The 15,156-nt window shown below is 24.2% G+C and carries 4 protein-coding genes; 3 read left to right on the forward strand and 1 reads right to left on the reverse strand.

The window, feature by feature from the left end; translation table 11 throughout:
• Positions 1 to 93: 93 nt before the first annotated feature.
• The 3 genes from pepA to dapD all read left to right on the forward strand — a co-directional run bounded on the left by pepA (position 94) and on the right by dapD (position 6,972).
• A complete protein-coding gene (gene pepA / locus GFV14_RS02790; protein WP_457914153.1) occupies positions 94 to 1,608 on the forward strand; it encodes a leucyl aminopeptidase in 1,515 nt (504 codons plus the stop codon).
• A 1,507-nt stretch (positions 1,609 to 3,115) separates the two neighbouring features.
• Complete coding sequence (locus GFV14_RS02795) at positions 3,116 to 3,274, forward strand: hypothetical protein (RefSeq protein WP_457914154.1); 159 nt, start codon at positions 3,116 to 3,118, stop codon at positions 3,272 to 3,274.
• Between the two features lie 2,873 nt (positions 3,275 to 6,147).
• Positions 6,148 to 6,972 carry a 2,3,4,5-tetrahydropyridine-2,6-dicarboxylate N-succinyltransferase gene (dapD, locus tag GFV14_RS02800; protein WP_457914155.1) on the forward strand — a complete coding sequence of 275 codons (825 nt, stop codon included), beginning with the start codon at positions 6,148 to 6,150 and terminating at the stop codon, positions 6,970 to 6,972.
• 6,532 nt (positions 6,973 to 13,504) lie between these two features.
• On the opposite strand, the gene GFV14_RS02805 is transcribed toward dapD, so the two are convergent.
• Positions 13,505 to 14,554, reverse strand: coding sequence for a multicopper oxidase domain-containing protein (locus GFV14_RS02805; protein WP_457914156.1), 1,050 nt, complete (start codon positions 14,552 to 14,554; stop codon positions 13,505 to 13,507).
• Positions 14,555 to 15,156: the final 602 nt, after the last annotated feature.

Consider the following 15,156-nt stretch of genomic DNA (forward strand, 5'->3'; position numbering starts at 1 on the left):
ATTAAATATAGTGAATTTATTCACTATGAGTTAAATTTAAAGTACTAATTTAGCTGAAATATAGACTTTTATCTTTAAAATTTAGGAGTTCTCATGGATTTTAGTGTAAAAAATAATAGCCCGAAAAAACTACACAGTGAATGTATGATTGTCGGGGTCTTTGAGCCACGCTGTTTATCTAATACAGCTGAACAAATAGATAAAATAAGTACAGGATATATTAGTAATTTGCTGAACCGAGGGGAATTAGAAGGTCAATTAGGACAGATTTTACTACTTTATCATGTACCAAATGTTCTTTCTGAACGTGTTCTACTTGTCGGTTGTGGTAAAGAAAAGGAATTAAATGAACATCAGTTTAAACAAATTATTTATAAAACTATTAAAGCTCTAAATGATACAGGTTCAATAGAAGCGGTCTGTTTCTTAACTGAATTACATGTTAAAGGCCGTAATAATTACTGGAAAGTGCGTCAAGCTGTCGAAATAGTAAAAGAATCACTCTATGTATTTGATCAACTCAAAAGCAATAAAACTAAAAATTGTCATTTACTATGTAAGTTAGTCTTCAATGTCTCAACCCGCTATAAAATAACTAGTGGTGAACGTGCTATTTCTCATGCTCTTGCAATTGCAGCCGGTGTTAAAACTGCTAAAGATCTTAGTAACATGCCACCAAATATTTGTAATGCTAATTATTTAGCGTCTCACGCCTGTCAATTAGCTGACATACCAGAAAATAAACTAGTAACACGAGTTATTGGTGAAAAACAAATGAAAGAAATAGGTATGCATGCTTACCTTGCTGTTGGACAAGGTTCACAAAATGAGTCAATGATGTCTATTATGGAATATCAAGGTCATCCAGACTCTAAAGCAAAACCCATTGTATTATTAGGCAAAGGTCTAACTTTTGATTCAGGTGGCATTTCTATTAAACCTGCCAATAATATGGATGAAATGAAATATGATATGTGTGGTGCAGCAACTGTTTGTGGTGTAATGCGCGTTGTTACTCAACTAAAATTACCAATTAATGTAGTGGGTATTCTCGCAGGCTGCGAAAATATGCCAGGTAGTCGCGCTTTTCGTCCAGGTGATATTCTAACGACTATGTCAGGAAAAACTGTTGAAGTCCTTAATACTGATGCTGAAGGTCGTTTGGTTCTTTGCGATACTCTTACTTTTGTTGAGCGTTTTAAGCCTGAATTAGTTATTGATATTGCAACTTTGACAGGTGCATGTGTTGTTGCTTTAGGAAAGCACTACACCGGATTAATGTCTAATAATAACTCTCTTGCTCGTGAACTACTTAAAGCATCAGAGCAAACAGGCGACCGTGTATGGCGCTTACCGTTAGCAGAAGAATATTATAACCAAATAAATTCTAATTTTGCTGATTTAGCGAATATAGGTGGAGATCTAGGTGGTGGTGCTATCACCGCTGGTTGTTTTCTATCACATTTCGCAACTAAATATACTTGGGCTCACTTAGATATCGCAGGTACTGCATGGCATTCAGGTAAAGAAAAAGGCGCAACAGGTCGTCCTGTTGCAATGTTATCACAGTTTTTGCTAAATTATACTGGCCTTAATTATCATGAGTGATATTCACTAATTTTCTTTATTAGGTGCATTTTAAATTAATCATCGATTTTACTATTGAATGAAATTAATTCTTTTATACAAAATAATTTAGATCATATCTAGATTTTCAGCTAAACAGTTTTTACTACTGTCCTAAAAACAGAGGATATCTATCACAAAAAATCTAAAAACACTATTATTTATATCGTCAAGATTGAAGTAAAAAAATGCGCCTGTTCATACTATACAATAATTAAATTATATTCAATAAATTCTTTAAGTAATAGCCGGAGAAAAACAATACAAATATTAATAAATATTTAATTTTACTAACTAATCAATCTAGATAGAAATTAAAATGCAATAAGTATATAGATGTATATAAAAACGCGCTATTTTATTTACTGAATACATTTATCATACTAACTCCTATAAGTCATTTATAATGTGATATCTATTGACTGTTCCAACTTAATGAAAATTAATATCTTAGAAAGATATAATTATTAAAATCCAAATCTATTTTTTAAATTTTACCAACATTTTCTATGACATAATAGAATATTTTATTAATAAAATTCAATGCAGCACTGTTATATAATTAGTATAAAATGTATGATAATATTATTTTCAATATAACTATAGCTTCTTTAACAACTCGCGGAATATAATATTAAAACAAAAATTTTGGTAAAGGTATTTCTAAAATTTTACTTAATGAAATCTATAATTTTATGCTTATTAAGCAACAACTGTATTTCACTGTAGTAAGTCTTTAATTTAAGCATCATAGTAATTTCAATAAAAAAGCTACTGCTTATGATCTCTCCAAAATATCACCACTAATGTATATATAAATCACATATTCTAAACATTATAATAGAGAAGAATATTTTAATATAAATGTATGCAAGGAAAATATTTAATTAAAAATAAATACCATCTACCTAGATATCAACTATACACATTATGGTAAAGTAGATCTTTTTTTACTAAAGACGGGTAAAACTTACTACAATTATGTTAATAATTTTTTATTAAAAAATTCATCAGCACAAACTCAGATCTCATAAAATATAATTTCGAAACGAGTATAGTACTTCAATAACTCAGTTTATTTAAAATTATGAACATTTTATCATAGAATACAATCTATCAAAAAAAATTAAAAAATTTAGACGTAATTTTGATAAAGATTATTGAATCCTATCATAAAATTCCGAGTCAACTAAAATCAACACTCCACCCTAAAACTTCTGTATTTAAAATTAAAACTAATATAATCACAATTAAATGTAGTACATTTACACTACCTAATTTTTAATGCAATATAGAAAAAATAAAATCTGCATTATTCTTAAAACTATTTTCTTAAAAACCATACTACGTAATACTTATTTTCTCTTGATAAATATATTAAGATAAACAGTCTTTTCTGTAGGAAAATAAAAAAACTTTGATACTGATAAAACTCATTAGTATACTACACTTGATGAAATCATTAAATTTTATCACGGAGTAGAACGTTGTGACTTACATAAATAGTGAGTCTATTCATTTGAATAAACTCGCTTACTTATTACAAACAGAAAATCCGATCGCACGATCTAATTTTGCTTATAATAATTTTAATACTATTATTAAACGACTTATAACTAATACTTTTATCAGTACATTAAGCTATTAACTCATATGCAATACAATTAGTTAAACATACAATCTTCAGTTTATTAATCATTAATATAAAATCATATACCACTTTGAGATAAGGAAAAATTTACGACTCATACATTTCTCAACAACTAGCATCAGGAAACTATACTTACTGCATAGTATAAAAATAGAGGCACATTTATACTTCTTAGCATAAGAATAAAGTTTGTTATAAAAAATAAACTCAGTTCTGATGTTACCTTATATTATAATAATTGAAATTGAACGCTTGGTTCTATTCTAATTTACAGATATTTTGGAAGAACAGTAAGGTAAAAAATAAAAATTATTGAAAATTAAGGTTGAATCAATATTAATTGAAGCAATTTTTATATTATTTTTTGGGCAATCGAGATAATCATACTGATAACAATATACATTAAAAAAACATTCAGTATACTTGAAGAAGATTTCTATTGACATCTAATCTATAAAAGCTTTGTTTTTACTAAAAATTGTAATTCATACACTCTATATAGTTTACTGGATTTTACTATATGTTCTACTAAAAACGTACTAATAATATAATTCAGGTACTATGTAGCTAAAAATACTTAAAGCTAAAAAAAATAGTATCGAGAATAGATTGAATACAATACACAATACTGACTCTAAACTGGAATTTATCTTATCTCATCTACACTCATAATATGCATAATGTAGGATGTGAGATACTTTTTAGCGACTATAAGATCTATAAAAACTATAATATAATCAATAGATTGTATTTATAATATATCAAATAAAAACTCTAGTAAAATTTTTAAATAAATCAACTGTTCATATTTTGATAAACGTATTATTACACGATTCAATCTAATACTAAAATATTATTAATCACACTCGATATGTATTGTTGTGATATTAATCTAAGAATTTTATGTAATTAAATGTAAATAAATCTTATTACTATATATCTTAAGTTAGCTAAACTCATTCCTCACAATATAATAGTTGTAAAATTTAAATTCACTCAAATAGCTACATTCCAACAATAATAATAAAAAAAACTGATTACATTTTATAGATTTAATTATTGAGTTGTACTTAAAACATTTGTAGTAATTGAAAATTATTAATAATACTCATTTAAAATATCATGATACTACAATCATACCCTAAACTTCATGTTGCGAAATAAATACATTCAAGTCAAGTAATTTGGAATAGATAAAAATAATCATCTCAATTTATAATATGCACATAAAATAACTATGCACTTTAGTAAATAATTGACATCACTTTAGATAGCACAGAAAAGGTGTAATTTTTATTCCACTAAACAATGAACGTTTTCTTTAATCACTTGCGCATGTGTACACATAACAATTCTTATTCATTATAAAATAGACTGAATTGATCAATGATTCTACAATCTTAATTTGAAATTCAGTGAAGACCAAACACTACAGTGCATGCTATCTTGATAAAAAGATAGATTGATTTTATTTAATAAAGCTTATTGAATTACATGTTATTAACTCTTTACCTGATATTATGATCAAAAAAATATCAGTACTACACTGAAAAGATTGAAGAAAAAGTAAATTCAAACCTAGGAAATAATTATTAAGTTACTAATCATATGAAATCCTTATAAATTTTTCCACCCATTAATTATTGGTAGTAATGAAAATTTTTCTTTTAAAATTATATATCTGTAACTTTTAATTCTTATTCTTACTGTCTATGCTGATAACATTTTCGTTATGTCATTATTTATACTACTCACATCTTATTGATTTGTTACCTACCTATAATTTGAGTAATTTTAAATATAAAAATCTTAAATTTTAATACTTCTTTTCAATCTACTTTAAAAAAAATATTTCTTCACGTATTGTATAAAAATAATAAAAATTTAAATTTAGAAATATTAATTAAAAGTAATATCAAAAAAATAAAACCTTTATTTTAAAATACACAAACAAATAACATATAGAAAAATGAATGTATATAAAATATTTATACATGCTATATGTTTTCAATAGCGCTGATTATTATTGACATGCAGTATCGTAATCTCACAGTAAAGTAACATGTATTAATATTTCAAACTTTAGAAATGTAAACTTTTAAAATAAAATCTATATCTTCTAAAAATATTAAATATGTCATAACGTGCTATTATTACTATTATCAAAATATTCAAAAAAAAGAAACATTGCTTGAAAAAATATTATAAGAATACAAATTTTAACATGCAAGTAATATATTACGAGAAAATAAAATATACTCATATAGTTCTAATAAAAATACGTAATATCACGAATAGAAAATTGCCTAGACAAATGTTAGTCTTCGTCACACACAATTGATATGTGTAAAAATATCTTATAAAATTTCGAATATACGAATATAGAAATTAAACCTTTGTCGATAGTTTTTATCATGCACTAAGCTCAATTATTAAAATAAAATACAAGACATTTTATACTTTACAGTAAAATTAAATTAAAAAATGTAATTTATATCAATTAATAGGAAAATATATCAAAATTTTATAGAAGTTAAAATATACTTAAATAATCACCTTAAAATTTTTAACTTGGTCTTCATTACTTTACGTGTAAAAATAAAAATACTGAATAGACTTTCAGATAACAAGATCACTACATAATATGAAAAGATAATTAACATTGATGATAAAGTTTAATAATAAAGTTTAAATTTTGTTTATCCTGATAAATAAAATTATAACATGCTCAATAAAACATATAGTAAAAACTTATTAGAACAGGTTAATAAAAGCTCTCAATACGAAGAATAGAATATAATATCTCCTAAATTTTTAAACTTATTATTATAAAATAATAATTTTATTTCATTACATCGGAAGAACAATCAATGCAAGATTTACAAATCATTATTGAAGAAGCATTTAAAGAAAGAGCCTCACTTACGCCATATACTGTCACTCCTACTATTCTCGAAGCGGTTCATGAAACAATTTACTTACTCGACAATGGTACATTACGTGTTTCAAAAAAAATTTCAGGTGTTTGGGTAACTTATGAGTGGCTACAAAAAGCCATCTTACTTTCATTCCTTATTCATCATAATCGATTAATTAATGGTGCAGAAAGCTGTTATTTTGATAAACTATCTATGAAATTTTCCAATTATAACCAAGCTCGTTTTGAACGAGAAGGTATCCGAATTGTTCCTCCAGCCGCTGTACGCCAAGGTGCTTATATCGCTAAAAATAGTGTATTGATGCCATCTTATGTCAATATAGGAGCTTATGTTGATGAGGGAACAATGATCGATACTTGGGCAACAGTGGGTTCATGCGCACAAATTGGTAAAAATGTTCATATATCTGGTGGTGTAGGTATTGGTGGTGTACTTGAACCACTACAAAAAACTCCTACAATAATTGAAGATGACTGTTTTATCGGTGCTCGTTCTGAAATTGTAGACGGTGTCATTATAGAAGAAGGCTCTGTTATTTCAATGGGCGTATATATTAGTCAAAGTACTAAGATTTATGACCGAGACACTGGTCAAATTCACTATGGACGCGTACCAGCGGGCTCAGTTGTTGTCTCCGGAAATCTGATGTCTCAAGACAATAAATATAGCCTCTACTGTGCTGTAATCGTCAAACAAGTAGACAAGAATACCCGCAGGAAAATAGGTATAAATGAATTATTAAGAAATGTTAATTAATATTACTGACATTTAATCAAATTAAAGAATATTTCTTGTTCTCTGCATTATAAACATTAACAAACTTTCTTATGAAAGGATTTATTAATTTTATACTTGACGAATAATATTATTTTTATATAATATAAGTAATCTATAACTAAAAATATAAACCATATAATTTTATTTCTCTTAAAACAATATACTTCGTATATTATACATAAATAAATTAATATTATTTCATGTCAATATTAACTAAGTTTTTCACTGGGTAGACACAATAAGATTTTATATATAAAATAATTCTCATTGCAATGAAAATAATAAATAAACAATTTTTTCAAAGCATCAATCAAATATACAACTAAATATTTTAAAAAATTAATATATTAAAGATATATATAGTATCTCTTAAACATGAAAAATATTTTTATTCTTTAATTAACAATCTTCAATATAAATCAATTTAAAATAGTTACAGCTTACATCAAGGAGTGAATTACAAGATCTAAAGATCTATCTTCGTAAAAACAATGTACATTTTTATTTAAAGCATAAATATACATATCTTTTAAAAAATAAAACTCTTGTATCAGTAAATATATCATGAATTATTAAAGATAAAACTTTTACTAACATAACAAAAACGTAAACTATGAAGAAATCTGCTATTATTTTAGACAAACCTCTTTGTCATAGTGATAAGACAATACTTAATACAACATTTTTAAAATTATTATTTCGCTAAAAATCACGTCATATCAGCATATAAAAACAAAAAACTTATAACTACTTTCTTTAAAATTTTCTTATCAGATGCAGAAATTCAGAGAGGATATTTATAGATATATACTAATAAAATACTAATATTAAATATAAATTTTTTAATTAACTCAATTGTAACTAATACTTTCGCCAAATTTTAAATATGTATCTATTCTATTATAGAATGTCATATTATAAATGTAGCTACCTCAACTATTATGTGATCTAGTTTCAGTAGCATAATTTATCAATCTTTATTGTAATATATTTCATTTCTCCATAAAAATATACTTTCCACTATCATCTTACTTATAATCCATATCTTTGCATAGAAAATAAGGAGTAAACTGCTAAAATTTTAGCTCTTCATAAGATTTTAATGTACATTTTACATCGTCTTATCACTAATAATTAGATTGCACATATAAACATATGACGTTGTAATTGATGTTTATAAACAGTTCTCTAATAAACTCTAATGAATTGAATCAAGTTATTAAAGTACAACATGTTCCAATATTAAATTTACTCATTATAACATAGTGTAAAATACATCCTGTACTCTTGTAACATACATCTGCACATTAAAACTGATTTGCTATTTGATCTTATTGTTAAAAAATTATAAATTATTTGTATTTTTTTAACATAAGAACACATAATTAGATGATAAACTGTTATATCTAATCATTGTAACATTAAAAAAAATTTTACATTAGTCTATAATCAAAATAATTTAATATTAGATATTGATCCATCAATATAAGTAAATGGAACAAATAAATATAAATACATAGTCATAAAATACTTACATAAAAATATACTTTGTTTAAGAACTGTATTTTTGACTAAGTTAATTATACAAATCTATCCTAAAAGATACTACTGATTTCCTTCAATATATCATGAAATCTAATAAAAACATGCAGATGAATACTTAGCATATTTTCACAATACTAATAAAATTAGTTAATAATTAATATTGTGTGATTAAAATCATAAAATAGTTAGGAATATTTTCTATTAAAACACCGGTATGATTAAAGTATTATAAAAATTTTGTAGTTTTGAAAAACTATATCATATATTTATAATGTTCAGCCATTAGATTACATTTAATCTTTAAAATTTTTTATTCAATCCTTAAGATTAATTCAAAAGATAAATGACAAGTCATACTATACCATTTAATATTCTGCCCAGCTGAATAATTTTCTTTTTCCCGATTATATTGACGAAACTTAATCTATTTTCAGTAACTAATTATTAAATAAAGTTTTTCTTTGCTGAAATAATACCTCATTATCTATAAAGCAATGTTGTTTAGATCATAATTCATTATTGACTAATTTTATTGATTGACTTCATTAATCATTAGAAAATTAATATAAAACTTTTTTGGTAAAACTAATTGTTTAATTTAAAGTAACTACTAATGTCACTTATAAGCACAGGTTCAAATTTTATTAGAGTGATCATTCTTAAGCATGACATTTACATTACACTTTTTACTAAATATTCTAGTATTTTTCAAAATCATTAATAATTTTTTCACGCTTTTACCTACTTTCAGTTACACTTACTGGAGTTTTAAACAAATTCCAATATGGATATAGCTGATATTCTATTCTCTCGTAAGCAATATTCAAATGTCATGACTCCAATAATTATCAATCAGTAGATAACGATCTAATAACTATAGATGCTAAATGCAATAACTTTGATAACTCGTGTACTCATTATAAATACAATAAGAATGCGTTTCAAACTTATCTCTAAAATATGCTAAGATAGACTGTTTCTTTTTAGTATTGTATATTTAACTTCAAGGTTTTACCGTAATTTTCACTATAAAAGTCATTTCTGCATGCTTATATTAGTAAATTACCTAATATTTATTTTAAAATAATCAGCACTTTATACCGAGACTAAACGATAAAATTTCCATGCATCTAAATATTTTTTGCTCACTAGCAATATAATATTCCTTACTTCAATTGAATATTAATGGCGCACTCTGATGATGTAAGTATCGTGAAAATAATCTTATAAAACTTTATATACTTCATATTGAGAAATATTTTTCTTTTGCACCTGATGATTTAAAATTAACTTTTAATAAATAATATTATCTCTCAGAGAGAATTGCTTTAGATCAATAAAGTTCATGACTATAAAAGGTATATAGCAGTATGCCTATAAGATATACATTTAAATTTTCTGTTAAATTACATCAAAGAGGACTGTCAGTCTATCTATGATACAAAAATTAGAAAAGTTTAAAAAATTATTTTATTATTGAGTCTCGTTAATGTATATTTCTAAAAATTTCCAAAAAATTTTAGCTGAAAAATACTACAGATACTACAGATACTAAAATTCATTAATCCACCAAGAATTAATATTGATTGTTTAAGCAAGATTCTATTTTTTGTATGAGTATCACATTCCTAATTTAATAAACTACTTTTTATCAATCTAGAATAGACGTGAATTGCAATTACTCTACATAATTGATAATAATGTATTATTATTTTTTTGTTAAAAATATCATAGCAACAGTATAATTAATAAAAATTATTAAGTAAAATATGAATCAGTATTAAAGAGAAAATTTTCTATCTTTTATTTAATATTTAGCATATGTATACTTAATGTACTTTTTAATAAATGCCTAATAAATCTGAAAGATAGCGATATCAATAAACTATATTTTAATATTTTCACACTATATACGCTGTTCTTCAGTAAAAACTCATTACTCTACAAAGATTGATCTGATCTTAGAATATAAATTATAGAAAATATATTAAATATTACTAAACAAAACCTATCGAACATACTTAAAATAAGTAAAGAAATGTTTATCAAAAGATATTAGTACATAGCTAAACAAAAAAGAGTTAAATCACTGATTTTTTCATTAACATAGAAAGATATTCAAGCTAGTGTTTCAATATTTTTTAGAAAGTTTAGGAAAGTAATGCAATACATTAGAAAGTAGTACTTAATATATTAAATTGCTTCAAATGAAAATTCTTATTTTTAGGTTTTTGAGTAATCTACCCTTGACTAATATATTTTTATTATACTATAAATCACTCACTAAAATATTATCTTTAAAATAAAAAATTACTATTAACTGATTTTTTTCTGATTTAGTAATCAATACTGAATGATGGTTTTGATATTATTAATATATTACTAAATAATATGCTACAGGAAAATAAATTAAAATTATAACTTCAACTAATCTTAATCACTAAAGAAAGTTAATGCAGCTTTTACATCACGCTACTTACTTTAACTAAGTAGAGTACACCAATGTTCTAATTCATCTATTCAGACAAAATTCATAAATGTTGATTAATAATCTATAATATTATGAATTATTTATAAAAATAAAAATTTAAAAATATCTAAACCTTGAAAAAATTTCATAATAGGTCATAGAATCTTTTTTTATATACTACTTCTAAATAAAAAATATAAAATCATTAAGTGCAATATTTGTAATGAATACATGAAAACGTAAAATAAAATTTATTGTGTCATTATTCTAAATCGCTTGATGTTCATCAAATGTGAAAAATTTCTTGATTCTTCAAGTTTTTTCTCTCGGAGATAGTACGCTTCATAATTTTCCTCTTATTTCTTCTATAATATGAAAAACTTATCAACAATATATTATACAACGCTCATACTGTATTTAAAATAATATCAGTGACATATAACTAATAAATTAAACTACTTTAAGAGAAATATCGATTCAGAGAATGACATAACTAAGTAAAGCACAACATATATAAAAATTATTCAAGTAAATATTTAGAAATATATCTCTAAAATTGTAGTATCTTATTAATAATATAATCGATATAAATAAATAATTATACAATGATTGCAAACAGATGTAAACTAGATTATTTAAAATAAATGAATAAAATATATACTTAAACATTTGTCTAGTGCAGTAAGTTTTAAATAAAATATAGTATTAGTAAAGAAGCTTATCAGTTTTATTTTTTACTAAAAAAATCTTCATTACCAATACTGATCTACTTAACATAAACAGTTAATCATAATTAAATATAAATCTGTAATAGCTACGTTAGACCATTTTTCTATTACATGTATTAATTCACTAATTACTTCTAACATTACTGTATATTAATAAACGTACTATTTTCACGACTGCCATTAATAATTTTCGTGTTGTACACTCTTTTGATCCGATAAGTATTATCAAGATTAGAACTAATACTTAAAAAATCTTTATCGACTATCTATCACTATACCTAAAATCTAGTTTTAAGTAGAAACAGAGACATTTCTAATTTTTAAAAATCGTTCAATCTTACTTAAAATTTTTTTATACTTTAATCTTATTCAAAATCTTTTATAACTTTCATTATTCTAATCATTGTATCAGAATAAAATTTTATAAAAATAACATCAATCAATAAATAATTTTAATAAATATTTTTTTGCAATAAATACAAAAATCTAAACGCCTTAAGAAATTGATATACTAATACTGTGTCTCTGACTCGTAATTGAATAAAAAGAGTATTGTATGTTAAAAATTGACAATTTGAAATAGAAACAATAATAAATAGAATTAAATTTTATGCATAAAACATGAAAGAAAATTCCTCTTAATAATCTTAGAAAGATTAAAATGATATAATGATTCATGTATTTAACATTAAAAACAAAGAAATAATTTCTAAAAAAACTATAATACAAGTAAAAATTTCCAGAATAGAAATAAAAAATTGGATAAAAAAATAAAAATAAATTAAATAAATTATACGAACGAACAAAATATAATAACTAAACAATATATCTTTGATAACTTTTAATCTATACACAATTATCTATATATGTAAAATATATCATTAGATAAATATGCTACACATTAAAACTTTTAGATATGTATCAATATACTTAACAAAATTCTTAAGATTACAATTATATCATACATACTTAAACTGTCATTGCAATCCTTACAATATAATATAATTAAATGCACAGTGCTAATTACCTTAATAAATATCACTTATGTAGAAATACTATAGACAGATATTTAAATATTCATTATTACTTTACAATATCGCATAAAATACTTTGATATTAATGAATATTATTTACAACATAAAAGTAACTATTGTGCATTTTTTTAGTATTATTTATCATATCCCGCTAGTTTCGATATTTTTATTCAATTTTATAATATCTTAAGAAATCTTAAAGATTATAACTTAAATATAATCTTGATAACTAAATAATATTAATGAAAAACACAAAATGACTGTTATCTGTTTTAGTAAAGTACTACATTCATACTCAGAATTATGATCTGCATAATTTACTTTCTTTCAATATCTTTATAAGATCCAGTGAAATAATACTCGAACTAAATAATAAAACACTAATAATACAACAACAAATTATTTAACTAACCTAATATCATATTTTTAAGCATTATCGCTATAAAATACACCACAAGCAATATTGATAAAAAACTAAATCAGCTTTGCTAATAGTTTTCTTGTATTTTTAATCTATTTTTTATATTTTCGAATAAAATTCTCTAGTGATATTTTTCATAATTATGGTGTATAACTTTCAATCTCACACCTTAATATAAAAAGATTAAAATACATATCTTATCACTGCCTACGTTACCAATGACTTGAATGACTTGAAATATTATGATAAAATATATATTTTGTGATATTGTTCACACTGTAAGGTTCATAGAAGTGAAGATTATATTTACAAATTAATGAAGTAAGTTACGTCTATCTTTTACTAATTGAGTCGGTAAATCCTCAACGCACAATGACATTAACCCTGTTGCTTTAATTGTAAGCATATTTTGTGATACCACAGATACTGATGGTTTAAAAATACTTTTTATGTGATCTATAAAAGAAGCAGATATACCCACAGTAATTGTCAACTTAGCTGTTTTTACCATATCAATTAACACTTCACGACGTTCACCTGGAGAAAGTGATAACTCAGATATACTGATTGGAGTAGCTAATAAACCTTGATTGGAAGCTATCATGCAAAATGATCGTCCATCACTAATTTTCATTATATAACGTTTTGAATTTGAAGAATTCAGTAATCTTAAACGGATCCAACCTCGAGAAACTTCAATATAGGGATTTTGAACACCATTCATAATCAAAGTACCTCCTAAAAAATGATCTCTATCTAATTTAGATATAGGATAATAAAAATTATTTAAAAGATTATCTTGAATAATAATGGGAAAATCATCAATACCATAATGATTAGGTATGTGTAAATTTTGAGTGTTCATATCTTCAATAATCAACATACCTAATAACCCATTATAAAACTGTGTGTACATTTTTTCTTTAGTATGTGCATTATACCAAAGAGTTGCTTCTGGTTGGCGAATAGAGATAACTGGTGACCACTTAGCCCCAGAAAGAATTGTTCTTTTAATACCTTCTATTTTTTTTCCTAGCACTTTTAACCCACTCACTGTCATAGAAACAGATTCTTGTAATCTATTACTATAAATAAGCTTAATATCCTGTCTATCTTTGACCTTTACCGTGGGACCTGGATAAGAACCATTTATACTCAATATATCCGTTGAATATTTACCATTAAATGATCTATGTATTTCTTGTAATGTCAAAAATATTGGTTGTCCAAATCTGGATTCTAATAATGGAGGTATAGGAAGCAAAGTTTTACTATTTCCATTTGAGAATGCGCTATTTAATACCCCTACCAAAAACCAAATTAACCCCATAACAAAGAAAAATTCAGACCGACTCAATGACATAAATTCTCCGCTAAACTAACAATTAAGCATTATTCATTCTAACTATTTGTAATTCTTATGCTACACGCTAATTTTTTTGAGTATAAAAATAACATCTGAAAATTACAATATTATTAATATCTTCTTAATGTATTTTGTTAAAATAAATGTATGGATTAAATACATATTAATAATATTATTTTAAGTATAAAATAATAAACTTGTAAGCGAGTTGTAAAAATACTTCTTTTTACAATTAATTTTATTTAACATTATCGTATTTTAATTACAAAAAACAACTGTTATCTAATCATGAATAACAATGTAATTATGTTATTTTAACTTGAATTAAGATAAATATGCAGTTTAATAATTTTATTACTTTTATCTGTCAAGATAAACAATTAATAATTTTTAACAGAGATATAGCTAAATCTATTACTATAATTATATTAACATTAAACTTTAATAATATCGCACAAAAAATACAATCCAAAAATCTCTTTAAAAATCAATCATTAAAATATTTACTTTTTAAGTGAAAAAATAAAATAACATGATACTTCCTTTCTAAAAATTAATGACTAGAAGTGAAGTTAATGATTGAAAATAGATAGAAAATA

It is taken from the genome of Candidatus Hartigia pinicola (genome assembly GCA_020541205.1).
Taxonomy (GTDB): Bacteria; Pseudomonadota; Gammaproteobacteria; order Enterobacterales; family Enterobacteriaceae; genus Hartigia; species Hartigia pinicola.

What these genes read in the sequence shown, in the direction of transcription:
- pepA (WP_457914153.1), top strand. Translation starts at nt 94, where the DNA reads ATGGATTTTAGTGTAAAAAATAATAGCCCGAAAAAACTACACAGTGAA.
- dapD (WP_457914155.1), top strand. Translation starts at nt 6,148, where the DNA reads ATGCAAGATTTACAAATCATTATTGAAGAAGCATTTAAAGAAAGAGCC.
- GFV14_RS02805 (WP_457914156.1), bottom strand. Translation starts at nt 14,554, where the DNA reads ATGTCATTGAGTCGGTCTGAATTTTTCTTTGTTATGGGGTTAATTTGG.